At 73.7% G+C, this 24,767-nt stretch carries 19 protein-coding genes and 1 pseudogene; 10 read left to right on the top strand and 10 right to left on the bottom strand.

All coding sequences use genetic code 11. The features are described 5' to 3' along the window. Positions 1-96: 96 nt before the first annotated feature. Positions 97-1,227, top strand: coding sequence for a hypothetical protein (locus Aru02nite_RS22720; protein ID WP_203660965.1), 1,131 nt, complete (start codon positions 97-99; stop codon positions 1,225-1,227). Between the two features lie 7 nt (positions 1,228-1,234). Here Aru02nite_RS22720 and Aru02nite_RS22725 read toward each other — a convergent pair whose 3' ends face one another. Further along, entirely contained in the window at positions 1,235-2,533 is a 1,299-nt protein-coding gene (locus Aru02nite_RS22725) for a D-arabinono-1,4-lactone oxidase (protein ID WP_203660967.1), read from the bottom strand. Between the two features lie 288 nt (positions 2,534-2,821). On the opposite strand from Aru02nite_RS22725, the gene Aru02nite_RS22730 reads away from it, so the two are divergent. Further along, positions 2,822-3,373, top strand: a complete 552-nt coding sequence (locus tag Aru02nite_RS22730) for a TetR/AcrR family transcriptional regulator (RefSeq protein ID WP_203661169.1) — start codon at positions 2,822-2,824, stop codon at positions 3,371-3,373. Between the two features lie 6 nt (positions 3,374-3,379). Here Aru02nite_RS22730 and Aru02nite_RS22735 read toward each other — a convergent pair whose 3' ends face one another. Next, positions 3,380-4,612, bottom strand: a complete 1,233-nt coding sequence (locus Aru02nite_RS22735) for an alanine racemase (RefSeq protein WP_203660969.1) — start codon at positions 4,610-4,612, stop codon at positions 3,380-3,382. A gap of 261 nt (positions 4,613-4,873) precedes the next feature. Between Aru02nite_RS22735 and tmk the strand changes: the two are divergent. Continuing rightward, positions 4,874-6,922: pseudogene (tmk, locus tag Aru02nite_RS22740) on the top strand (dTMP kinase); the annotation flags it as partial. Between the two features lie 680 nt (positions 6,923-7,602). After that, entirely contained in the window at positions 7,603-8,778 is a 1,176-nt protein-coding gene (locus Aru02nite_RS22745) for a DNA polymerase III subunit delta' (RefSeq protein WP_203660970.1), read from the top strand. Between the two features lie 66 nt (positions 8,779-8,844). Here Aru02nite_RS22745 and Aru02nite_RS22750 read toward each other — a convergent pair whose 3' ends face one another. Further along, complete coding sequence (locus tag Aru02nite_RS22750) at positions 8,845-9,903, bottom strand: hypothetical protein (RefSeq protein ID WP_203660971.1); 1,059 nt, start codon at positions 9,901-9,903, stop codon at positions 8,845-8,847. A gap of 573 nt (positions 9,904-10,476) precedes the next feature. Here Aru02nite_RS22750 and Aru02nite_RS22755 point away from each other — a divergent pair. After that, positions 10,477-12,183, top strand: coding sequence for an NAD-binding protein (locus Aru02nite_RS22755; protein ID WP_203660972.1), 1,707 nt, complete (start codon positions 10,477-10,479; stop codon positions 12,181-12,183). A 476-nt stretch (positions 12,184-12,659) separates the two neighbouring features. Beyond that, a complete protein-coding gene (locus Aru02nite_RS37280) occupies positions 12,660-13,391 on the top strand; it encodes a class I SAM-dependent methyltransferase (RefSeq protein WP_203660974.1) in 732 nt (243 codons plus the stop codon). Between the two features lie 145 nt (positions 13,392-13,536). Here the strand turns inward: Aru02nite_RS37280 and Aru02nite_RS22765 are convergent, their stop codons facing one another. Then, positions 13,537-14,571: a WD40/YVTN/BNR-like repeat-containing protein gene (locus Aru02nite_RS22765; protein WP_203660975.1), complete on the bottom strand. Its 1,035-nt coding sequence runs from the start codon at positions 14,569-14,571 to the stop codon at positions 13,537-13,539. Positions 14,572-14,611: 40 nt separating this feature from the next. Continuing rightward, the gene (locus Aru02nite_RS22770; RefSeq protein ID WP_203661173.1) at positions 14,612-15,820 is read right to left on the bottom strand and encodes a DUF4032 domain-containing protein; all 1,209 of its coding nucleotides are present in this window, start codon (positions 15,818-15,820) and stop codon (positions 14,612-14,614) included. A gap of 273 nt (positions 15,821-16,093) precedes the next feature. Here Aru02nite_RS22770 and Aru02nite_RS22775 point away from each other — a divergent pair, with 273 nt between their 5' ends. The 3 genes from Aru02nite_RS22775 (at position 16,094) to Aru02nite_RS22785 (ending at position 19,001) form a co-directional block, all read left to right on the top strand. Beyond that, positions 16,094-17,476, top strand: a complete 1,383-nt coding sequence (locus tag Aru02nite_RS22775; RefSeq protein WP_203660977.1) for a trypsin-like serine peptidase — start codon at positions 16,094-16,096, stop codon at positions 17,474-17,476. A gap of 128 nt (positions 17,477-17,604) precedes the next feature. Next, positions 17,605-18,303 (top strand): phosphatase PAP2 family protein, encoded by a 699-nt coding sequence (locus tag Aru02nite_RS22780; RefSeq protein WP_203660979.1) that lies wholly within the window; start codon positions 17,605-17,607, stop codon positions 18,301-18,303. Positions 18,304-18,353: 50 nt separating this feature from the next. Then, positions 18,354-19,001 carry a phosphatase PAP2 family protein gene (locus Aru02nite_RS22785; protein WP_239076879.1) on the top strand — a complete coding sequence of 216 codons (648 nt, stop codon included), beginning with the start codon at positions 18,354-18,356 and terminating at the stop codon, positions 18,999-19,001. A 27-nt stretch (positions 19,002-19,028) separates the two neighbouring features. On the opposite strand, the gene Aru02nite_RS22790 is transcribed toward Aru02nite_RS22785, so the two are convergent. Genes Aru02nite_RS22790 through Aru02nite_RS22810 form a run of 5 tightly spaced genes read right to left on the bottom strand, consistent with a single transcriptional unit; the run spans position 19,029 to position 23,770 of the window. After that, complete coding sequence (locus tag Aru02nite_RS22790; RefSeq protein ID WP_203660981.1) at positions 19,029-19,862, bottom strand: class II fructose-bisphosphate aldolase; 834 nt, start codon at positions 19,860-19,862, stop codon at positions 19,029-19,031. Positions 19,863-19,866: 4 nt separating this feature from the next. After that, a complete protein-coding gene (locus Aru02nite_RS22795; RefSeq protein WP_203660983.1) occupies positions 19,867-20,799 on the bottom strand; it encodes a 1-phosphofructokinase family hexose kinase in 933 nt (310 codons plus the stop codon). After that, a complete protein-coding gene (nagA, locus tag Aru02nite_RS22800; RefSeq protein WP_203660985.1) occupies positions 20,796-21,941 on the bottom strand; it encodes an N-acetylglucosamine-6-phosphate deacetylase in 1,146 nt (381 codons plus the stop codon). The genes Aru02nite_RS22795 and nagA overlap by 4 nt, the downstream gene beginning before the upstream one ends. Further along, positions 21,942-22,871, bottom strand: coding sequence for an ROK family protein (locus Aru02nite_RS22805; RefSeq protein WP_203660987.1), 930 nt, complete (start codon positions 22,869-22,871; stop codon positions 21,942-21,944). After that, positions 22,871-23,770 (bottom strand): SIS domain-containing protein, encoded by a 900-nt coding sequence (locus Aru02nite_RS22810; protein WP_203660989.1) that lies wholly within the window; start codon positions 23,768-23,770, stop codon positions 22,871-22,873. The genes Aru02nite_RS22805 and Aru02nite_RS22810 overlap by 1 nt, the downstream gene beginning before the upstream one ends. A gap of 140 nt (positions 23,771-23,910) precedes the next feature. On the opposite strand from Aru02nite_RS22810, the gene Aru02nite_RS22815 reads away from it, so the two are divergent. Then, on the top strand, positions 23,911-24,705 hold the full coding sequence (locus Aru02nite_RS22815; RefSeq protein ID WP_203660991.1) for a DeoR/GlpR family DNA-binding transcription regulator: 795 nt from the start codon (positions 23,911-23,913) through the stop codon (positions 24,703-24,705). Positions 24,706-24,767: the final 62 nt, after the last annotated feature.

Consider the following 24,767-nt stretch of genomic DNA (forward strand, 5'->3'; position numbering starts at 1 on the left):
GTGCCGGCATGCCACGGTCGTAGCGCCGCAGCCGGGTCCGCCGGGTGCGGCGCGGCGGTTCTCGATCGGCGGGTGGCCGGCCCGCGGGAGGGCGACATGGGGCGTCGGACCGGGTACGTGGTCGGCTGTCTCGTGGCCGTACTGGCCGTGGCCGCGCTGGGCCTGGCGCGGTCGGGGCGGTCGGGTGCCGAGCCGGTCGGCTCGGGCGCCGTGGACATGGCGGTGACCGCGAACGATCCGACCGTCGAGGCGACCGGCCCGGGCGACGGTACGGCGGATCTCGTCGTCTCCGTCCGCAACACCGGTGACGTACGGCAGGAGCGCGTGACGGTGGTCGTCCTGCCGCCGGCGACGGGGCGGCTGACCGGTGCGTACCGGGCGGACGGCATCGAGGAGTGCGTGCCGACCATGTCGGACGGCCGTTCCGGACTGGCCTGTCAGGTACGTGACCGCGGGCCGGGCCGTGCCGAGTCCGTCCACTTCGAGCTGACCGTACGGGTGCCGCTGGCGGTGGACGCGCAGGCCGGCACGGTGGCGCTGCGCGGGCTGTCCGGCCCGGCCGAGCATCCGGAGGACACCGCCGTCGACTTCCTGACGTACGCGCCGGGTGCGACGACCGCGCGCCGCGTCGACTTCCGGATACGCGGCAGCCGGGCGACGCTCGCCCGCGGCGACGGCGGCCGGTACGAGGGGAGCGAGACGGTCACCGTGGACAACCGTGGCGCGACCCCGGTGGACCGGGTGGTCCTGGAGGTCACGCCGCCGCGCGGGGTACGTCTCGGCATGCCGTTCGGTGACCTCGCCACGAACTGCGCGCGGCACGGCAGCCGGGACCGGCCGTCCGGGCTGCGCTGCGACATCCCGCTCGGTCGGCCGGGCTCGCGCGGCCAGTTCACGTTCCCGCTGTGGGCGGACGCCCCGCGCGTCGACGGTACGCAGGGGGTCGTGGACCTGGTGCCGCTGCGGGCGCACACCCGGCTGGACGAGCCGGGGCCGCACTGGACGCGCGTCGCGTTCGTCACCGCGTTCACGGTGCCGCCGACGCCGAGCGCCACGCCCAGCCGGTCACCGAGCCGCCCACCGGCCGCCCGTCGTACGGCCGCGGCGCCGGACCGTCCCGTCACCGGAGCCGGTACCGCGCTGGTCGTGGGTGTCGTGGCCCTGCTCGCCGGCAGCACCGCGGTCGTCGTCGTACGCCGTCGGCGTGCCCGCCCGCCGACGACGTGACGCGCGCTCAGTCGCCGAAGACCTGACGGGTGTACTCGTTGGCGAACACCCGGTCCGGGTCCAGCCGGTCCCGTACGGCCAGGAAGTCGTCGAACCGGGGGTACGTGGCCCGCAGCGAGTCGGCGTCCCGCCAGTGCATCTTGCCCCAGTGCGGTCGCCCGTCCACGTCGCGCATGACCGCCTCGACCCCCCGGAAGTACGGCTCATACGGCATGCCGACGTACTGGTGGACCGCGACGTACGCGGTGTCGCGGCCGTGCGCGGTGGACAGCCACAGGTCGTCGGCCGCCGCGACACGTACCTCGACGGGGAAGGCGACGGGCACGCCACAGGTGTCGACCACCCGCCGCAGCCCGGCGAACGCGTCGCCGAGCGCGGCCCGCGGCACCGCGTACTCCATCTCGACGAAGCGGACCCGGCGCGGCGTGCAGAACACCCGGTCGGAACGGTCCGCGTAGGTGCGGGCGCCGAGCGCGTGCGCGGAGAAGCCGTTGAGCCGCGGCACCAGCGCCGGCGCGCGGCGGGCGAGCCGGCACGCCACCGAGAACACCGTGTTCGACAGCAGTTCGTCGTCCAGGTACGCCCGCCAGCGGGGCAGCGGGTCCGGCGCGTCGGCCCGGTTGTTCCGCTTCACCAGACACCGCTCGGTGTACGGGAACCAGTAGAACTCGACGTGGTCGTTCTCCGCCGCCATGTCGTCCACAGTGGACAGTACGGCGGGCAGCGGCATCGGGCGCTCGTCCGCGCGGAGCGTGAACGCGTCCACGCAGGCCAGCTCCACCTCCGTCAGTACGCCGACGGCACCCACCCCGAGCCGCGCCGCCTCGTACTCCTCGGGGTGCTCGGTGGGGGAGCAGTGCAGCACCTCGCCGGTGCCCGTGACCAGCGTCAGGCCGGCGACGAACGTGGCCAGCCCGCCCAGCCGCGCACCGGTGCCGTGCGTACCGGTGGAGACGGCGCCGGCGACGGTCTGCCGGTCGATGTCGCCCAGGTTCGGCAGGGCCAGGTCGGCGGCGGCGAGCACCTGGTTGAGCAGGTACAGCGGCATGCCGGCGGGGACGGTGACGCGGCGGGCGTCCTTGTCGACGGTGAACGGTCCCGCGTGTCCGGCCGGCTCCAGGCGGGTGCCGTCGGTGAGCGCGGCGCCGGTGAACGAGTGGCCGGCGCCGACCGGTTTGAGCGTGCCGCCCGCCGCGCGGACCGCGCCGACCAGCTCGGCGACCTCGGCCGCCGTCTTCGGTCGGGCGACGGCGGCGGCGACGCCCCGCCGGTTGCCCGCCCAGTTCGCCCAGCGGGGGTCGGACATCGCACCTCCTCCGGAGACGCCTACCGGAACATGATGGTGCGCCGTGCCCGCCGCCGCCATGCCCCGGCGTACCGTGCCGCCCGCGCTCCCGTTCATCCGATGTGAATACTCCTCATGTACGCCACGCGTCAACGGCTCCACGCTGGTGAACGACCCGATCGGGCATGATGGTGGGCGGAGCGAGGGGGCGATGCGGTGGCAGGCGGGCAGCGGGCGGCGACCCGGCGAAGCGGTGCACCCCTGCGCCGGGTACCGGTACAGGAGCGCAGCGCCGCCCGGGTGCAGCGGATGCTCGACGCCTGCGCCGACCTCGTCGACGAGCTGGGGTACGACGGGCTCACGACCACGCTGCTCGCCGAGCGTGCCGGCGTCGCGATCGGCTCGGTCTACCAGTTCTTCCCGGACAAGCGGGCGGTCGTCCAGGCGCTGACCCTGCGCAACCTGGAGACGTACCTGGGGCGGATCGGGCACCGGTTCGGCGAGGGCGGCTTCACGCACTGGTGGGACGGCGTCGACGCGGTCATCGACGAGTACGTGACGATGCAGCGGCACACGCCCGGCTTCCGCGGCCTGCACTTCGGCGACATCGTCGACGTACACCTGCTCGACCCGGAGCTGGACAACAACGCGGTGATCGTCCGCGAGCTGCGCGACCTGCTGGTCCGCCAGTTCGAGCTGACGGCCGACGAACGGTTGGACTTCGCCCTCACGGTCGCCGTGGAGACCGGCGACGCGCTGATCAAGCTGGCGTTCCGCCGCGCGCCGGACGGCGACCCCGGGGTCATCGCCGAGGCCAAGACCCTGATCCGCCAGTACCTCTCGGGGTACGTGCGCGACTGACGCGGGTCAGAGGAACGCCTTCCCCTCGCCGCGGTACGTCGGCACGGTGTCGACGACGCGGTCCCCGTCGACCAGGTGCAGCTCGGTGACGTGGTCGGCGAGTTCGCCCGCCTTCGCGTGCCGGAACCAGACCCGGTCCCCGACGTCCAGGTGGTCGGCCGCCGGCCCGGCCAGCGGTGTCTGCACCTCGCCCGCCCCCTCGGAACCGAGCAGCCGCAGGCCGACCGGCAACGTGGGCCGCGGCAACCGGTCCCGCCCCGGTACGCCGGAGGCCACCCAACCGCCGCCGGCGACCGTGACGACACCCCGCGCCGGCCGGCGTACGACGGGGAGGGCGAACCAGGCGGCGGGGCGCGGACGCCACGCCGAGTAGCCGTCGAACGTGGCCGGACCGTACAGGCCGGAGCCGGCGGCGACCTCGGTGACCGCAGCCTCGGCCGCGGTGCTGTGCACGCTGCCGGTACCGCCACCGTTCACGAACTCCAGCTCGGTGACCGCGCGTACGGCGGCGACCGCGGCGGCCCGGCGGTCCCGCAGCTCGGCGGCCGAGTACCGCTGCATGAGGCGGATGGCGGCCCCGTACAGCGGGCGGCCGGCGGGACGGTCCTGGAGCCCGGCGATCTGCGCCTCGTACGCCATCAGGCCGACGAGCCGGAACCCGGGCCGGGCCACGACGGCGCGGGCGGCGGTGGCCAGCTGCGCCGGCGTGTGCAGCGGTGACCGCCGTACGCCGAGGTGCAGGCCGAGCGGCCGCCAGGACGCGTCGAGTTCCAGGCAGACCCGGACGGGCGGACGGTCGGCCGGCAGTACGGCGTCGATCAGGTCGAGCTGGTCGGCCGAGTCGACCAGCACCGTCACCCGGGCGGCCAGCTCCGGGTCGCGCAGCGCGCCGATCGCCCCCCGGTCCGCACTCGGGTACGCGCACAGCACGTCCGGATGCGTACGCGCCAGCCACGCAGCCTCGGCGAGCGTGAACGCCATGACCCCGGCGTACCCGGGCTCGGTGAGGGCCTTGTCGATCAGGGTGCGGCAGCGGACCGACTTGCTGGCGACGCGGATGGGGCGGCCGGCGGCCCGGGCCCGCAGCGCGGCGGCGTTGGCCCGGAACGCGGCGAGGTCGACCACGGCGAACGGGGGGTCGAGGTCGGCGGTGGCGGCGTCGAGGCGCGCCCGCAGCTGGGGCGCCGGTTCGCCCGCCGCGCGCGGTGCCTGCACGTCGGGACCTCGGTGGCCGGTCATGGCTGTAACCTAGCCCGCGCGCACGGCAAACGCGAACAGGACTCACAAAGTCGGCCACGTCCCAGTCGTACGGTGCGGTGCGGATGGCCGTCCGGCCCCGCGGATACAGTGGAATGCACTCACGGACGGGGGGAGACTGCCATCGCCACGCATCCCGCGGACGACGAACGCGCGGCCAGCACGACCGGGCAGGCGGATCTGTCGGGCATCGCCGAGTTGAAGGCAGTACTCCGGTTCCGGGCGTTTCGCCGGTTGTGGATCGTGCTCGGCTTCTCCTCCATCGGTGACTGGCTCGGCATCCTCGCCACCGGCACGTTCGCGTCCAGCCTGTTCAAGAACCCGGTCGCGCAGGGCGCCGCGTTCTCCGGCACGATCGTCGTCCGGCTGATCCCCGCCCTCGTACTCGGGCCGATCGCCGGCGTGTTCGCCGACCGCTTCGACCGGCGACGGACCATGGTCGTCTGCGACGCCGCCCGCTTCGTGCTGTACGCGTCGATCCCGATCGTCGGCACGTTCGCCACCACGGTGATGACCGCGACCTGGGCCGCGATCGCCACGTTCCTGATCGAGACCTGCCAGATGATGTGGGCGCCGGCCAAGGAGGCCTCGGTGCCCAACCTGGTACCGAAGGCGCGGCTGGAGAAGGCCAACCAGCTCGGCATGGCCACCACGTACGGGGTGACGCCGATCCTCGCCGGCCTCGTACTGGCCCTGCTCAACTGGTTGATCGGCGCGATGGGCTTCGGCTCGTCGTACAAGGTGGCGCTGTTCCTCAACGCGCTGACGTACGCGGCGACCGCGCTCATGGTGTGGTTCGGCATCCGGGAGATCTCCGGGCGGCGCGACAAGGCGCCGGAGAAGGCCGACCAGGGCATGTTCCGGCAGTTCGTCGACGGCTGGCGGTACATCGCGCGTTTCCCGTTCGCCCGCGGTCTGGTACTCGGCATCTTCGGCGCGTTCGCCGCGGCCGGCGTGGTCGTCGGTACCGGCCGGTTCTACGCCAAGTCCCTCGGCGGCGGCGACGCCAGCTTCTTCCTGCTGTTCGCGTTGCTGTTCGTCGGCCTCGGCATCGGCATCACCGCCGGACCGAAGCTGGTCGGCGCGCTGTCCCGGCGCCGCTGGTTCGGCCTGTCGATCATCCTCGCCACCGGCGCCGTCGGCCTGCTCGCGCTCGCCCCGCACCTGATGATCGCGTGCCTGCTGACCGTCGTGGTCGGCGCCGGCGCCGGCATGGCGTTCCTCAACGGCATCACCCTGCTGGGCGCCGAGATCGACGACGCCATGCGCGGCCGGGTGTACTCGTTCATCCAGGTGTCCGTGCAGGGCGTGCTGCTGCTGACGCTGTCGCTGTCCAGCGTGCTCGTCGGCATCGGCTCGTCCCGGCACATCGGGCCGATCTCGATCAGTTCCACCCGCATCCTGCTGCTGGCCGCCGGTGTCGTCGGCGTCTTCGCCGGGTACGCGGCGCTCAAGCAGATGGACGACAAGCGCGGCGTACCGCTGCTGCCCGACATCTGGTCGTCGATCCGCGGGCGCCCGCTCGGCCGCCCGGTGCCGCACCCCGGCCCCGGCGTGTTCGTGGTGTTCGAGGGCGGCGAGGGCGCCGGCAAGTCCACCCAGGTGATCAAGCTCGCCGCCTGGCTGCGGGTGCACGGCCGGGAAGCCGTCGTCACCCGCGAGCCCGGCGCCACCGAGGTCGGCGCCCGGATCCGCGGCCTCGTCCTCGACAAGGACGCGCTGCCCACCGGTTCCCGCGTCTCCCCCCGCGCCGAGGCCCTGCTGTACGCGGCGGACCGCGCGCACCACGTCGCCACCGTCGTACGGCCGGCGCTGGAGCGCGGCGCCGCCGTCGTCAGCGACCGGTACGTGGACTCGTCGCTGGCGTACCAGGGGGCGGGGCGGACGCTGCCGGCAGAGGAGATCGGCTGGCTGTCGAACTGGGCCACCGGCGGGCTGCGCCCCGACCTGGTCGTCCTGCTCGACGTCGACCCGCACGTCGGCCTCGCCCGCGTCGCCGATCGCGGCTCGGCCGACCGGCTGGAGTCCGAGTCGCTGGAGTTCCACGACCGGGTACGGCACGCCTTCCTCGACCTGGCCGCCGAGGATCCGTCCCGCTACCTGGTGCTCGACGCCAGCGAGGACCCGGACACCATCGCCGGCAAGGTACGCGAGCGCATCGGTCGGCTGCTCCCCGCCGACCCCGAGCATCCGGCCGAGTCGACCACGCCCGGCACGCCGCCGGAGCCCACGCCCGCACCGGCCGACGAGACCGACCCCGCGGTACGGCCCGGCATCAGCATCCGCCGGCTCGGCTCCACCGCGCACGAGCGGCACCCGGACGGCGGCCACGACGGCGAGACCCCACAGGCCACCGCCGTACTCCCGGCGGCGTCCACCGACGACGCCACCGAGGTACGGCCGGCCGGCGCGGACGAGGCCACCCTCGTCAAGGCCGACGCGGATGTGGCCGCTCCCGTGGCCGACGCGACCGCGGCGTCGACGGCGAACGGTGCCGACAGCGCCGCGTCCCCGGACGCCGACGAGAGCACGGCGCCCGCGGCCGGGCCCGGCGACACCACCGTGCTGCCCGCGGCCGACACCGACGCCACGAGCGTGCTCCCCGCCGACACGACGAGTGCGGTTCCCGCCGACGACAGCAAGCCGCCGGCCGGCGACGGGAACGCGCCGGCCGATCGGAGGGCGCCCGCGGACCGTACGAGCGTGCTCCCAGCCGTCGGCGCCGACGGTACGAAAGTGCTGCCGGCGGTCGACGCCGACGGCGGTGACAAGCCCAGCGAACGCTCCGACCCGACGACGGTGATGCCGGCGCTGCGGCCGGCGGTCGACCCGTGGAACACCACGGCGGAGACGAAGATGTTCCCCACCGTGCCCGAGCACGCCGTCCCCGACCGGTACGACGACGACGAGACGATGATCATGCCGTCCGGCGGCGGTGACCTGCGGCGGCGCAAGCCGCGCCGGCGGCGCTGATGGGCGACGTGTTCGCCGCGGTGGTCGGCCAGCCCGAGGCGGTCGCCGTACTGCGGCGCGCCGCGAGCGCCGGCCGCCCCGGCGGCGCGCCGGCCAGCGCGATGACGCACGCCTGGCTGTTCACCGGGCCGCCCGGCTCGGGCCGGTCCGACGCGGCGCGCGCGTTCGCCGCGGCGTTGCAGTGCGACCGGGGCGGCTGCGGCGAGTGCCCGTCCTGCCACACCGTCCTCGCCGGTACGCACGCCGACGTGCGCTTCGTCGTACCGGAAGGGTTGTCGATCGGGGTCGAGCAGATGCGCGCGCTGGTGCTGCGGTCGCAGGGCGCGCCGTCGTCCGGCCGCTGGCAGGTGCTGGTCATCTCCGACGCCGACCGCCTCACCGAAGCCGCCGGGAACGCGCTGCTCAAGGCCGTGGAGGAGCCGCCCGCGCGCACGGTCTTCCTGCTGTGCACGCCGTCCACCCACCCGGACGACATCTCCGTGACGATCCGTTCCCGCTGCCGCGTCGTGACACTGCGTACGCCGAGCGTGGAGGCGGTGTCCGCCGCGCTGCTCGCCGCGGGCGGTACCGACGAACCGACCGCGCGGTGGGCGGCCGCGGCGGCGCAGGGGCACGTCGGCCGCGCCCGCCGGCTCGCCACCGACCCGGAGGCGCGCGCCACCCGGGACGCCGTGCTCGCCATCCCGCGCCGGCTGACCAGCCTGTCCGCCTGCTTCGACGCGGCCGGCGACCTGGTCACCGCGACCGAGAAGGAGTCCGGCCCCGAGCTGGCCGAACTCGCCGCGAAGGAACGCGAGGAGCTGGCCACCGCACTCGGCGCCGGCGGTACGGGGAAGGGGTCGGCGAGCGCGTCCCGCGGGTCGGCCGGCCAGCTGAAGGATCTGGAGAAGCGGCAGAAGACCCGAGCCACCCGCGCGCAGCGGGACGCCCTGGACCGGGCGCTCACCGACCTGGCCGGCTTCTACCGGGACGTACTCGCGGCCCGGTTCGGCGCCCCGGTCCCGGCGGTCCACGTCGACGCCGCCGACACCGTACGGGCGGCCGCCGAGCGGTGGACACCCGAGTCGACGCTGCGCCGGCTGGAGGCGGTACTCGACTGCCGCGAGGCGATCGGCGCGAACGTCAAGCCCCGCATCGCCGTCGAGTCGATGATGCTGACCCTCTGGCACGCCTGACCGCGGCCACGTGACGGCGCCCTCCCCGTGGGTACGGGAAGGGCGCCGGCATGGTGGTGGTGCGGGTCAGACGAGTCCGCCGCCCAGCAGACCGGTCACGGCCGACAGCGGGTCACTGCCCACTCCCGGCGCGCCACCCGGCTGCTGCTGGTCGCCGCCCGCCGGCTGCTGCTGGTCGGTCGGCTGCTGGCCGGCCGGCTGCTGCTGGTCGGCGCCGGTGGACTGGTCGGCCGGTGCGGCCGGGGCGTCCTCCGGGCCGGTCAGCCCGCCGCCGCTCAGCTGGCCGGTGACCGGCCCGGTGAGCTGGTTGACGGGCAGCCCGGCGACGTTCGCGCCACCGGTCAGACCGTCGACCGGCGAGGCCGACTCGCCGCCCGGGTTCGGCAGGCTGCCGAGGGCGGGACCGCCGGCGAGCTTGCCGACCGTACCGGCCACGGTGGTGCCGGCCTGGGTCATCAGCCCGTCGGTGGGCAGCTTGTTGTTCTGCCCGACGGTGAAACCGTCCTCCGAGCGGCTGACCGCCAGCAGCGGTACGACCTTGCCCGGTGCCGCGACCGGCAGCGGTACGACGGTGCTCTCCGGCCCGGTGTTCGAGTCGGTCGGCGCCGCCTGCTGGTCGGTCGACGGCGGCTGCTGCTGCGCCGGCGCGCCCTGGTCGGTGGGCGCCTGCTGGCCCACACCGCCCAGGAGCGGCCCGACGACCGGCAGCCCCGACGGGTCGGTGACGCCGGCCTCGTGCCCGCCGGTCAGACCGTCGAGCGGGCCGGCCGCGGGGCCGGCGAGCTGCTTGACGGGCTGCACGACCTGGCCGGCGGCGCCGGTCAGCTGGGGCACGTCGACCTTCGTACCGTTGGTCGGGATCTGGCCCGGCGCCGTCGAGACGCCCGGCAGGTCCTCGGTCGCGGACTCGTTGAAGACCGCACCCGGCCGTACGACACCCTGCTGGGTCGCAAGGTCCCGCGAAGCCATGATCGGGTGCGCCACACGCGGCGTGGTGCTCAGTACGGCGGGCCGGTCGTTGCTCGGTACCGACACCGCCGCGTTGGCCGCGCCCGCGCCGAACAGGAGCATTCCTCCGGCGATGACGGCGGCGCTGACCGCGCGGTGGATCCACTTGCGGTTCATCGTTATGTCCTCAATGCATCGGGTACATGGTCAGTCGTGCGCTGTACCCGCGGAGCGAGCCTCCGGTACGCGCGGCGTACCGGGTGAGGGTGTGGAGAGTGACCGCGGTGGTGCGGCGTGCCGATCGAGGTCGTACCTCCCGGGCGCGGGGCAGCCCGGCACGGGCTGGCTGCCCGCTCCGGCGCGCCCGGGGCGCGGTACGTCCGACCCGGCCCGCGCCCGGATGGCACGGGATGGTCGTCGATCTGCTCGCTCCGCGGTCCTTCTCTCCCGGAACCGTCCGGTCCTCCCGCCGGGGCCCGCGGCCGTCCGCGGTCGCCATGCGGCGCGGCTGCGGTGGTACCGGCATCGGAGCTGGTGTGGACGACGACGGCACCGCCTGCCCGCGGGCCTTCGTCGTACGCCTCCGAGCCATCGCACCCCCTTGGTCGGTACGGACTGTTCCGGGCACGGATTGTGCCTACCCACGTACATAACGTGCAAGTGCCCGGGGAGGGTTACGCATCACACGCGATCAACCGCCGGCCATCGGCGATTCGTCAGGACATCGGCATCGGTCGTTACCATCGGGCCGTGCCTCCCATCACGCCCAAGCTGCCCACCCGACCGTGGCGCCGCCCGCGCGGTCGGCACATCGTCGTCTGCGGCGCCAACCAGCTCACGTACCGGCTGGTCGAGGAACTCGTCACCCGGCACGGGGAGTACGTGACGGTCATCGTGCCGTCGCGGCAGGCGAACAAGGCGCCCGACATCGCCGCGCTCGACGGCGTCCGCATCGTCGTCGCCGAACGCCTGGACAGCAAGGCGTTCCGGGAGGCCGGGCTCAGCGAGGCGCGGTCCCTCGCGCTCGCCGCCGACGACGACATGGGCAACCTGCACGCCGCGCTGCGCGCCCAGGAGTTCAACCGGCGGCTGCGGCTCGTCATCCGGATGTCCAACGCGAACCTGCGGGTCCGCATCCACGAACTCTTCGCCGACTGCACGGCGCTGCACGACGCGAGCACCGCGGCGCCCGCGTTCGTGGCGGCCGCGCTCGACCAGCCCGCCCCCGTACGGCTGCCCAGCCGTACGTTGATGCTCACCACCCGGCGCGACGTACCGCCCGAGCTGGTCGTGTGCGGGCTCGCGAGTACCAGCGACCGGCCCGGCCAGCCGCACCTGCTGCCCGACACCACCGCGCCCGACGACCTGGTCCTCGCCATGGCCGACGGCCAGCGCGACCCCGAACGCCGCCCGCACCGGCTCCCCACCCGACTGCGCCACGTCCTCCGCCTGTCCGTACGACGCAGCCTCGCCATGGTCGTCGCCGTCCTGTTCGGCCTCATCATCGCGGGCATCGCGCTACGCGTCGGCCTGCTCCACCAGCCCCTGGGCTACTCGCTCTACGACACCGTCCTCACCATCGCCGGATCGGGCGACCCCAGCGAGCAGTACTCCGGGCTGGAGATGGTGATCCAGTCCGTCACCATGGTCGGCGGCATCGCCCTCGTACCCACGATCACCGCCGCGCTCGTCGACTGGGTCGTACGGGCCCGGCTCGCCGCCACCCGCGGCACCACCCCGCTGCCGCGCGAACGCCACGTCATCGTCACCGGACTCGGCGACGTCGGCTCCCGCATCGTCCAACAACTCGACGACATGGGCGAACGCGTCGTCGCCATCGAACGCGACGAGAACAACCCCGCCGTCGACCTCTGCCGCCGCCGCGGCATCCCCGTCATCATCGGCGACGCCACCCGCGCCGGCACCCTCACCCGCGCCAACGTCGACACCTGCCGCGCACTCGTCCCCGTCACCAGCGACGACGTCGCCAACCTCGAAGTCGCACTCAACGCCCGCGCCACCCGACCCGAACTCCGCGTCGTCCTCCGACTCTTCGACGCCGACCTCGCCGCCCGCGTCGAAGAACACTTCGGCATCACCACCTCCCGCAGCGTCGCGTACCTCGCCGCCCCCGCGTTCGCCGCCGCCCTCGTCGAACGCCAGGTCATCAACACCATCCCGGTCGGCCGCCGCGTCCTCGTCATCGCCGACATCCCCGTCAACACCGGCGCACCACTCGCCGGCCAGCGCGTACACATGGTCGAAGAACCCGGCGAGACGCGCGTCATCGCCCTGCGTACCGGCGACGGCGAATGGATGTGGGCGCCCGCCGCCAACCGGGTACTCCTCCCCGGCGAACGCGCCATCGTGCTCTCCACCCGGACCGGACTCGGACGGGTACTCGTCCGCAGCGAGCCGCCCACCCCGGACGCGCAGACCGAGAGCGCGCTCACGTGACCGGCGTTGTCCACAGGTACGCGGGGGTTGTCCACAGGCGGTGGCGCGCGCCGCGATCGGCGCCCCGAAACGACTAGAATTGCCGCCGGGGTGCCCCCCAGGGTGGGTGGGGGAAGCTCTTCTGGCGGCGCAACTTTCGCGATGCGGCCTTGCGTTGCTGCCCGCGTGGGCCGCGTTCCTTGCACGCGACCGGGCGGGGCCACGCCGCCGCCCGCCACTTGGTCCCGCATGACCGCGTCCGCTGCGATGCCAACGCCTCATCCGCTTGCGCTGTAACGGATTCCGAGTCCCACCGTCCACCAGCGCCACCGTCCCGCCACCGAAACGGGCACGCCAGCGTCACGTACGGCGTCGACGAAACGACCACGCGGCGACCGCCCCACCGTCGTAAGTAACGGAACCTGCCCCAACGCCGCTCAGCTGCACACGTACGAAACGCGCTGCGCCCGGCGCCCGTCCGTGGCCACACTGTCCCCGTGTACTCCGATGCTGACGCTGCTGCGCTGTACGACGTGACGAATCCGTGGGATCCGGACCGGTACGCGAGCGACAGGTTCTATCACGACCTGGTGATGGCGGCGGATTCCGTACTGGATGTGGGCTGCGGTACGGGTGGGATGTTGCGGCTGGCGCGGGAGTCGGGCCATGCGGGGCGGTTGACGGGGATCGACCCTTACGTGGCCGCACTGGACCGGGCCCGGCGCCGTACGGATGTGGAGTGGTGTGTCGGCACGGCGGCGGATGCGGCGTGGGACGGCGTGTTCGAGTTGGCGACGATGACGAGTCACGCGTTCCAGTTCCTGGTGGGGGATGCGGAGCTGCGGGCGTCGCTGGCGGCGGTGCGGGGGTCGTTGCTGCCGGGTGGCCGGTTCGCGTTCGAGACGCGGCATCCGCAGGCGCGGGCGTGGTTGGACTGGAACCCGTCGCGGGCGGAGGATCTGGTGGACGCGCGCCGCCGCCCGCTCCGTTCCTGGTACGAGGTGGAGTCGGTGGCGGGTGACGTGGTGACGTTCACGGGGACGACGGCGGAGCGGGACGGCACGGTGCTGCGCGTGGATCGGACGAGGCTGCGGTTCCTGTCGGAGCCGGCGCTGGACGCGTACCTGGTGGCGGCGGGTTTCACGGTCGACGCCCGGTACGGCGACTGGGGCGGCGGGCCGGTCACGGCGGCGAGTACCGAGATCGTGACGGTGGCCCGCCGCCTGTGATCCGCTCGGGCGTGTCCGCACAGGGCCGGTCGAGCCGGACTCCGTTCGTTGTCTCGCAAGTCGGAGGGGGCACACCGGTGTCGTCTGCGCTCGTCCGACAACGCGAGGCGGCGAATGCGCGGCCAGCACCCTGTGCAGACACGCCCTACCGGCGGAGGACGGCGATGCGGCCGTCGGTGCCGGAGGCCCAGCAGGTACCGCCGGCGCACTGGACGGCGTCGTAGCTGTCGTGGTCGAACCGGGTCCAGGTACGGCCGGCGTCGGTGGAGATGTCGCTGCCGGTGGGGCCGACGGCGAGCACGGTGCGTCCGGTCAGCCAGGCCGCCCCGGACCGGTACTCGCCGGGTCCGTCGCCACCGACCCAGCTGCGCCCGCCGTCGCTGGTACCGGCCTGGGAGTGTGGGGCGGCGGTGGGGGCGAGGTAGTCGCCGCCGAGGGCGATGCCGTGCCGCGGGTCGTGGAACGCGAGGGAGAAGATCCCGGCCGACGCGGAGCTCGGTACTCCCGTGTCGGTGTACGTCCAGGTGTGGCCGCCGTCGTCGGACCGGTACACGCGGGCCGCGGCGCCACCGCCGGACGCCAGGTACGCGGTGCGGCCGGCGGTGACGAGGCAGGTGCCGCTGGCGGCGAAGCCGGCCTCGCCGGGCTGGGCGGCGGGCATCCCGTCGGACGGCAGTACGGTCCAGTGGTGTCCACCGTCCACAGTGGACAGAATGCGGAACTTCCCGTCCACCGGGTCGGACATCGCGAGCCCGTGCCACCGGTCGTAGAAGGCGGTGCAGTCGTAGAACGCGGCCGGATCGGTGTTGCGGAAGCCCAGCGTCCAGTGCGCACCGCCGTCGTCCGTCACGTAGATCCGGGACGCGTCGCCCTCGCCGATCGTCAACGCCACCGCGTGCCGCGCGTCCGTCGCCTCGATGTCCCGGAACTCCAGCCCCGCGGCATCCGCCGGCGACACGTCCGCCCAGCGCCGGCCGCCGTCGACCGTACGCAGCACCACGCCGCCGGCCCCGGCCACCCACGCCACGCGCGGCGACACCGCCGCCAGCCCGCGGAACTGACCGCCTCCACTGTGGACGGTCCGCCACTCCGGAGTACCAGGGTGGGCGGTGGCGGGGGTGGCCGCGAGCACCGCCACGCCGGCAGCGGCGAGTACGCCGAACGATCCGAGTCTCCTCATGCCGACGGAACCTACCGCCCCCACGACCCCCGGTCGAGAGTCAGCCGGTCGCGTCCAGGTCGTCGCCGAGCACCGCCCGCTCGTCCGGCTTGTACGCCAGCACGTTGTCCAGGAACGAGATCAGCGCGATGTGCATGCCGACGTCGAGCCCGGCCTCCTCCGACATGTACCACCGGTGGTCGAGCAGCTGGTGGAACAGTTCCGTCGGCTCCAACTTGCCGCGCAGCTCCGCCGGCACCGCCCGCACCACCGGCTCGAACACGTCGGTCAGCCAGTGCGCCGCGGCGATCTGCTCGTCGTCGATGTCGTTCGCCGCCCGGTACGTGTCCAGGTCGTTGAGCAACGAACGCGCCTGGTTCTCCTCCGCGTCCAACCCCGTCAACGCCTGCAACCGGCGCGCATGGTGCCCCGAGTCCACCACCTTCGGCCGCACCCGGTACGAGTCGCCGGCCTCCGCCGTGCTCATCGACATCTCCGCCACGTCGAACCCCAGATCGTTCAACCGGCGGATCCGCGACTCCAGCTTGTGCCGCTCCCGCCGACCGATCACCTGCTCGTACGTGATCTCGTGCCAGAGCCCCTCGTACCGCTCGACGACCTGCTCCGACACCCACTCCGGATCGATCGACGGATGCAGGAAACCGCCCGCCTCCAGATCCAGCGCCTCGCCGAAGATGTTGACCCGCGCCAACTCCAGATCCTCGTCCCGCTGCCCCGCCGACAACTGGTTGTGCAGCGCGCCCGTCTCCGCATCCACCAGGTACGCCGCGAACGCGCCCGCGTCCCGCCGGAACAACGTGTTCGACAGCGAGCAGTCACCCCAGAAGAAACCCGTCAGATGCAGCCGTACCAACAGCGCCGCCAGCGCGTCCAGCAGCCGGTTCATCGTGTCCGGCTTCAACGTGTGCGCGAACAGCGCCCGGTACGGCAGCGAGAACTGCAGATGCCGCGTGATCAACGCCGGCTCCAGCGGGGCGCCCTCCGGATCCACCCGGTCGTGCACCACCGCCACCGCCTCGACCGCCGGCGCGTCCAACCGCTCCAACCCGCGCAGCAGCCCGTACTCCCGCTCCGCGACGCGCTGACCGGTCTCCTTCACCGCGTACACCACGTCGCCGAGCCGGACGAACCGGACCACGTGCCGGGAGATGCCGCGCGGCAGCGCGACCAGCCAGTCGGCCGGCCACTCCGTCAGCGGCTTCTCCCACGGCAGGTCCAGCAGGGCCGGATCGGTGAGCGCGGAGGTCATCTGCACGCCTCACAGCATGACGCCCGGACGTGTCGGGCGGCAGCCCATCGAGCCAGTGAGGATGATCGCTGTCCGGTTCGGGCGTGCGTTCCGGGCGGGTGCGGCGTTGTTGGTTGTACTTCCCAACTGTTCAATTGTTCAACTGTCCCATTGTTGAACAATTGAACAGTTGAACAATCGATGATGAAGACTCCTCAGCGTACGTGGTCGCACACGTACCGCATCCATCTCGGCGGGCGCCTCGTTGTACGCCCGAGGAGAGAGGAGCGGTACATGACACGTCGTCGGACCGTCCTGCTCGTCGCGGGTGCGTGCGCGGTCGCCGCGCTGGCCGTGGCGAGCGACGCGGTGGCGGGGGGACCGGTCAGTGGGCAGTTGCTGCCCGCGCGGCACACCGAGGCCCGGTTGGCCGCGCGGGACAGTGGCGGCCACACCGCCGCATCCGGCCGCACCGCCGCATCCGGTACGTCCGGCGCGGAGTCCGGTGCGGCTGCGCGGGCGTCGGGGCCGCAGCGCCGTTCGGCGGCGAAACCGCGTACGGAGCCGGCCGCGGGCGGGGTCGAGGAGGCGGGCCGGCAGGACACGGTCACGCAGCCGGTGGGGTACTCGGGGAAGCCGACGGTCCGGTTCAGCTACCCGGGCGCGAGCTACGTCAAGGTCCACTTCTCCCGCCTGCTCGTACGTCCGGGTGACTCGGTGACGGTCTCGGATCCGTCGGGGGCGCAGAAGTACACGTACACGGCGGATCCGCGGTTGGTGCGGGTGCCGGGGGATTCGCCGGCGACGGAGAGCGGCCGGGACGGCTTCTGGGCCATGTCGATCACCGGTGACACGGCGGTGGTGGCGCTGCACAAGGCGTTGCCGGGGCCGTCGCTGGGGAAGTTCGGTGTGGACGTGGACCGGGTGGCGCACGGGTTCACCAGCGCGCAGCGGTCGGCGCGTACGCATGACGAGCGGCTGGCGGCGGGTGGCCGTGAGCCGGAGAGCGTGTGCGGGAACGACGACACGCAGGACGCGGTCTGCTACCGGACGAGCCACCCGGTGGAGTACCAGCACAGCCTGCCGGTGGCGCGGCTGCTGATCAACGGCACGACGTTGTGTACGGCGTGGCGGGTCACCGCGGACGACCGGATGTTGACGAACAACCACTGCCTGGGTGACCAGGGCGACGTCAGCAACACCGAGGTCTGGTTCAACTACCAGTGCAGCGCGTGCGGCGGTCAGGCGACGGAGCAGGTGACGAAGGTACCGGCGGACAAGCTGCTGCGTACGGACAAGACGCTGGACTACTCGCTGTTCTCGGTGTCGAACTTCGACGCGGTGAAGCGCTTCGGATACCTGGGGCTGGACATCCGTACGCCGAGGTCGGGTGAGCAGGTCTACATCCCGCAGCATCCGGAGGGCGACCCGACGAAGCTCGCCATCTCGTCGGACCAGGACCCGAACTCGACGTGCGAGATCGAGCAGGCCACGATCGACGGGTACGCCAGCAACTCGGACACCGCGTACCGGTGCGACACGGCGCCGGGGTCGTCGGGTTCGCCGGTCATCTCCGAACGCACCAACCGGGTCATCGCCCTGCACCATCTCGGCGGCTGCCCGAACAGCGGAGTACGGATCGACCTCATCTACGCGCAGATCAAGTCGCTGCTCTGAGCCGGTCGGCCGCGGGCCCGGACGTCCAACCGGACATCCGGGCCCTTTCCGCGCCGTACTGTCGCTGGCCCTCCGACGTGCGGGTACGGTCGTGGCGTCGGGAGGCGGTCGACGGCGAGGGGGCGCGCATGGCGGGGCCCGCTGCCGTCGCCGTACGGTCGGTGCCGCGCGGCGGCTGGTGGCCGGACGTGGGGCTGCTGGCGGGGTTCGTCGCGATCACCGGCGCGTTGCTGGTGTGGCCGCCGCTGCTGCGCCTCGACCTCGCCGTACGGGACGGCTCCGACGCGCACCGTCCGCCCGTGGCGTACTGGACGGCCTGGACGGCGAACCATCTCGGCCAGGGCACCCCGCTCGCGGTGCTGGCGCTCGTCGTGGCGCTGGTGCTGTGCTGGCGGGCCCGTTCGGTGCGGCCGGTGTTGCCGGTGCTCGGCGCCGAGATCCTCACGTACTGCGTGGTCGGGCCGTTGAAGCTGTGGACCGAGCGCGGCGCCCCGCACTACGGTTCGGTCGCGCTGTTCTCCGAGCCGCACCAGACGTCGTACCCGTCGGGACATCTGGTCAACACCATCGTCTGGTACGCGGTGCTCGCGGGGCTGCTGTCGGGCTGGCTGCCGGCCGCCGCACGTACCGCGCTGCGGGTCGTACCGGTCGCGGTGGTCGCGGTGACCACCGTCTACCTCGGGTACCACTGGTTCACGGACACGCTCGCCGGCCTGCTGCTGGGCGTACTCCTGGGTCGGCTGCTGGCCCGGGTGCCGTGGCAGCGCGTGCCGGTGCCGGCGGCCCTGGACCCCGGCCCGCGCGATGCCGACCGGGGGACGGGCTGAGCGGCACGACGGTCACGTACCGGCCGCGGCTCGTACCCGCCGGCTGGTGGGTGGAGGCGACCCTGGTCGTGGTGTTCGCGGCGCTGACGGTGCTGTTGAGCCGTTCCGGGCCGTTGACCGCGGCGGACGTCTGGCTGCGGGACGTGGCCGACGCGCACCGCCCGACCGTCGCGTACTGGGTGGCCCGGGTGGTGAACCTGCTCGGCAACGGCGGCTGGGTGATGACGGTGACGTTGCTGGTGTCGCTGCTGCTGGCGTGGCGCCGCCGTACGGTGCGGCCGGTGTTCCCGGCGGCGGCCGCGGCGGTGCTGACCGCCGTGGTGATCGAGCCGCTCAAGCGGCTCACCGCCCGGCCGGCGCCGCACTACCGCGGCCCGGTCGAGCTGTTCACGGTGCCGGGGCGGGAGTCGTACCCGTCGGGGCACCTGGTCAACACGGTCGTCTGGTTCGGCGTACTGGCCCTGCTGCTCGCGCCGTACCTGGCGCCGCGGGCGCGGCGCGCGCTCGCCGTACTGCCGTCGGTGCTGGTCCTGGTCAGTACGGTCTACCTGGGGTTCCACTGGTTGACCGACGACATCGCCGGCCTCGCCCTCGGGCTGCTGCTGCTCCGGGTGATCTGCCGCGTCCCGTGGTCGGACGTCCCGCTGTCGCGCCGGCTGGAGGCCGTACCGCAGCCCGCGGAGCGGCCCTGGCCCTGACCGTCCACAGTAGACGGTCAGGGGGGTTCAGCGGGGGGCGAGGACCGAGAGGAAGTGCGCGACGGTGTTGGCCATCGCGTCCCGCGCCGGCGCCAGGTACTTCCGCGGGTCGACGAGCCGCTCGTCCGCCAGCGCCGCGCGTACCGCGCCGGTGAAGGCGATGTTGAGGGCGGTGCCGACGTTCACCTTGACCATGCCGGCGGCGACCGCGGCGGCCAGTTCCGCGTCCGGTACGCCGGAGGAACCGTGGAGTACCAGGGGGACGGGGACGGCGTCGCGCAGCCGGGTGATGAGGTCGTGGTCGAGCGCGGCGGTCCGGTCGGTCATCGCGTGCGACGAGCCGACCGCGACGGCGAGCGCGTCGACGCCGGTGGCCGCCACGTAGTCGCGCGCCTCGGCCGGATCGGTCCGTACGCCGGGGGCGTGCGCGCCGTCCTTGCCGCCGACCTCGCCGAGCTCGCTCTCCAGCCACAGCCCGCGCGCGTGGCAGAACTCGGCCGCCTCGCGCGTCGCCGCCACGTTCTCCGCGTACGGCAGGGTGGAGGCGTCGTACATGACGGAGCCGAACCGGTGGTCGGGCGCCTGCCGCATCAGTTCGGCGTCCTCGACGTGGTCCAGGTGCAGCGCGACGTCCACGCCCGCCGCCTCGGCGACGGCGGCGCTGGCCGCGGCGATCGGGGCCAGCCGACCGCCGTGGAACGTCACCGCGTTCTGCGAGATCTGCAGGATGACCGGCAGGCCGGCCCGCTCCGCCCCGGCCACGATCGCCTCGGCGTGCTCGACCGTGATGACGTTGAACGCGGCGAGCCCGCGTCCGCCCTTCGCGGCGTCGGCGACCAAAGTCCCGGTGGGCGTCAGCATTCCCTTACTCCGTAACGGTCTCGACGGTGATGATCTTGCGCAGCCGGTCGTACTCCCGGCCGTCGACCTGGCCCGCCTCGGGTGCCGCGACAGCCGCCGCGGACAGCGCGACCGCGTCGGTCAGCGTCGCCGGCCACCCCGTCCGGTACGCCAGGCCGCGGGCGAGCGCGGCGACGGCCGCGTCCCCCGCCCCGGTCGGGTTGCCGGTGACGGCCGCCGGCGGTGCCGCCCGGTACGCGCCGTCCGGGGTCGCGGCGACCAGCCCGTCCGCGCCGCGCGACGCGACCACCGCGCCCGCCCCCCGGGTACGCAGGGCCTCGGCGGCGGCGAGTACCTCGGTGACGGTGTCGGGGGCGGTGCCACCGGTGACGGAGGCCAGCTCGTGCGCGTTGGGTTTGACGACGTCGGGGCGGGCGTCGAGCGCCGCGGCCAGCGCCGTACCCTCGGCGTCCACAATGGACGGTACGGCCAGCTCGCGCGCGATCGTCACCAGCTCCGCGTACGCGTCGGCGGGCACGCCCGCGGGCAGGCTGCCGGACAGGACGACCGCGCGGGACACCGTCGCCAGCCCGCGGAACCGCGCCACGAACGCCGACCACTCCTCGGCGGTCACCGGCGGCCCCGGCTCCCAGAACCCCGTCGCCCCGGTACGGTCGGCCACCACGAGCGTGCGCCGCGAGTCCGCCGCGACCGGTACGAACGAGTCGGCGATGCGCGCGGCGGCGAGCCGGTGCCGGATCTGCTCCCCGGTCGGGCCGCCGACCAGGCCGGTCGCCACCACGGGCTCGCGGATCTGGGTGAGGACGGCGGCCACGTTGACGCCCTTGCCGCCGGCCCGGGTCACCACGCTCGACACCCGGTGCGTCTGCTGCGGCCGCAGCTCGTCCACCCGGTACGTGACGTCGAGCGCCGCGTTCAGCGTGACGGTCAGGATCACTGCCACTCACCCCCACGCATGACCCGCCGTACGGCCAGGTCGTCGTCGAGTACGACGAGGTCGGCGCGCAGGCCGGCGGCGAGCGCGCCACGGTCGGTCAGGCCGATCGTCCGGGCCGGGGTGGTGGCGGCCATCCGCGCGACGTCCGCGAGGGGCAGCCCGGCGCCGACGGCCCGGCGTACGGCGGCGTCCATGGTGAGGGTGGAGCCGGCGATCGAACCGCCCTCGGCGAGCCGGGCGACGCCGTCGAGCACGGTGACGGCCTGGCCGCCCAGCTCGTACGCGCCGTCGGACATGCCGGCGGCGGCCATCGCGTCGGTCACCAGCGCGGCCCGGTCCGTGCCGGCCGCCGACGCGGCGAACGACAGCATCGCGTCGTGCAGGTGGTGCCCGTCCGCGATGAACTCGCAGGTCACCGACGGCGAACGGAGCAGCGCGACGATCGGCCCCGGCTCCCGGTGGTGGATCGGGCGCATCCCGTTGCACACGTGCGTACCGGCGGTCGCGCCGGCCTCGACCGCGGCGAGCGTCTGCTCGTAGCTGGCGTCGGTGTGCCCGACGGCGGCCACCACCCCGCGCCCCACCAGGTACCGGATGGCATCGAGGGCGCCGGCCCGCTCGGGCGCCACCGTGACCATGCGTACGCCGCCGATGTCGAGCAGCGCGGCCAGCTCGTCCAGGTCCGGATCCCGCAGGTACGCCGGGTTCTGCGCGCCGCAGCGCGCCGCCGACAGGTACGGCCCCTCGTAGTGCAGGCCGGCGAGCGTGCCGTCCGCGACGAGCGGCTGGTACGCCCGGGTCGCGGCGAGCATCAGCTCCGGCGGCGCGGTCACCAGGCTGGCCAGCGTCGTCGTCGTACCGTGCGCCAGGTGGAACGCCGCGGCCCGCCGCGCCTCGTCCGCGTCCCCGGTCGTGTACGTCGCGCCCCCGCCGCCGTGCGTGTGCATGTCCACGAACCCGGGCAGTACCGTCGCGCCGGCCAGGTCGACGACCGTACCGTCGGCCGGGCCGTCGCCGGCACCGACCGCGGTGATGGTGCCGCCGGCGACGAGGACGTGGCCGCGGTCGAGTGCCCCGGTCGGGGTGACGACGCGGGCGTTGCGCAGCACGAGCCGGGCCGGTTCGGACGGGTCAGCGGACATCTACGACTCCTCGGCGTGGAAGCGGTCCAGGGCGAGCAACGCCGCCCCGATGCATCCTGCCTCGTCGCCGAGGTCCGCCGACACCAGCCGCGGCATCGCCTGGAACGCGCGGCGCGCCTCCATGCCCTTCGCGAGCGGCGTGAACAGCGCGTCGCCCGCCTCGGCCAGCCCGCCGCCGACCACGACGACCTCCGGGTCCAGCAGGCGCAACGCGGTCGTCATGCCCTCCGCCAGGATCTCCACGGTCTCGGCCCACACCTCGGCCGCCCGCGGCTCCCCGGCCACCGCCCGCGCGACCACCTCGGCCGCCGCGATCCCGTCCCCGCCGGCCTCCCGGTACCGCCGGGCCACGGCCGCCGCGGACGTCAGCGCCTCCAGGCACCCGTACCGGCCGCAGCCGCACAGCGGGCCGTCGTGCCGCACCTGGACGTGTCCGAGCTCGGACGGCGCGCCGTGCGCTCCCGGGTACGTCCGGCCGCCGAGCACGTGTCCCGCCGCGATGCCGGTACCGATCGCCACGAACAGGACGTTGTCGCTGCCCGCGCCGGCGCCCAGCCGAGCCTCCGCCACCGCGCCCGCCCGTACGTCGTGGCCGAGGGCGGTGGTCAGCCCGGTCCGCGCCCCGATCAGCGACACGAACGGCACGTCCCGCCAGCCGATGTTCGACGAGTACACGGCGACGCCGTTCGCCTCGTCCACCACCCCCGGTACGACGATGCCCACGGCACGCGGGTCGAGTCCGCGGTCGCGCGCCGTACCGACGAGACCCGCGGCCACGTCGACGATCGCGTCCACGACGGCGGCCGGCCCGCGCTCGCGTCCGGTGGAGTGCCGTTCGCCGTGCAGTACGGTGCCGTCCGGGGCGACCAGCGCGCACTTCATCGCGGTACCACCGACGTCGATGGCGACCGCGGTCTCGCCGGTACCCATCAGCCCAGGATCACGGAGCGGGTCAGGTGGCGCGGGTTGTCCGGGTCCAGGCCGCGGTGGTCGGCGACCGCGATCGCGAACCGCTGCGCCCGGATCAGGTCCGCCATCGGGTCCAGCCCGCTCGTCACGAACGTGCCGCCGGTGGGCGCCACGTCGTCGGCCAGCCCGGCCGGCGCGGTACCGAACATCCAGGTGGCCCGGTGCGGCGCCGCGATCGAGATCGGCCCGTGCCGGTACTCCATCGCCGGGTACGACTCGGTCCAGAACGTCGCCGCCTCGCGGCACTTGAGCGCCGCCTCGTTCGCCAGTCCGACGGTCCACCCGCGGCCCAGGAACGTGACCTGCTCGGTCGTGTCGGCCGGCAGCGGCAACGGCTCGGCGATCGCCTTCTCGGCGTCGGCCGCCGCGGCGGTCAGGTCCTCGCCGAGGCTGGCCCGCAGCAGCGCCAGCGCCGTCGTCGCGAACCGGGTCTGCACCACGGAGGTCTCGTCGGCGAAGTCCATCACGATCGTGTCGCCGGCCAGCTTCGCCATCGGCGCGTCGTGGATCCCGGTGATCACCACGCTCGCCGTACTCGGCGCCAGCCGGCGCAGCAGGTCGAGTACCTCGGTGGTGGTGCCGGAGCGGCTGATCGCCACGAGCCGGTCGTACCGTCGGCCGAGCGGCATCTCGGAGGCGGCGAACGCGTCGGTCTCACCCTTGCCGGCAGCCTCCCGCAGCGCCGCGTACGCCTGCGCCATGAACCAGGACGTGCCGCACCCGACCACGGCGACGCGCTCGCCGTCCCGCGGCAGTGCGCCGGCCCGCTCGGCCGCGAGGGTGGCGGCGCGCCGCCAGCAGTCGGGCTGGCTGGCGATCTCGGCGACGACCGCCGGGGTGTTGCGTGCTGCGTCCGACATGGGCCCTCCAGTACGTTGGCGCGGCACGTTGTCGAGCTGTGGCGCGCGGCGCGTAAGCTTCGCGCATGTCCCTCGACGTTGTACCCGGGTTTCGCGCATCATTGTGCACGCGCTGAGTACTGAAGGCTAGGGAGGTCCCGGTGGACCGCTACGCACGCTGGACCGCGCTTCTGGAGGTGCTGGCCGAGACGGGCCGGGTCAGCGTCGAGGACGCGGCCGCCCGGCTGGACGTTTCCCAGGCGACGATTCGACGTGATTTCGACCAGTTGGCCCAGCAGCAGATGATCACGCGTACGCGGGGTGGCGCCGTCGCCAGCGCCGTGTCGTACGACCTGCCGCTGCGGTACAAGTCGGCGAAGCGGGCGCCGGAGAAGCAACGGATCGGCTCCGCCGCTGCGGCCCTTGTCACACCCGGCATGGTCGTCGGCATCAACGGCGGCACCACCACGACCGAGGTGGCGCGCGCCCTGGCCACCCGTCCCGACCTCGCCAGCGGCGGTACGACCGGCGACGGCACCTCGCTCACCATCGTCACCAACGCGCTGAACATCGCCAACGAACTGATCGTCCGGCCGCACGTGAAGCTCGTCGTCACCGGCGGCGTCGTCCGCCCCCAGTCGTACGAGCTGATCGGGCCGCTCGCGACCGGCATCCTGCGGGACCTGATGCTGGACGTCGCGTTCCTCGGCGTGGACGCGGTCGACGTGGCGCTCGGCGCCGCCGCGCACAACGAGGGCGAGGCCGCGATCAACCAGCTCATGGCGGCGCGGGCGCGGCGGATCGTGATCGTGGCCGACTCGTCCAAGCTGGGGCAGCACGCGTTCGCGCGGATCTGCCCGATCGACCGGGTACACACGCTGGTCACCGACTCGTCCGCGGAGGAGGACCAGACCCGCTCGTTCGCCACGGCGGGTGTGGAGATCGTCCGCGTCTGACGCGCGCGGCCCGACACGCAGGTACCAGAAAGCGCTTGCCGTCGGGGTACGGGCAGGCGCGT

Source organism: Actinocatenispora rupis (assembly GCF_016861975.1).
GTDB lineage: Bacteria > Actinomycetota > Actinomycetes > Mycobacteriales > Micromonosporaceae > Actinocatenispora > Actinocatenispora rupis.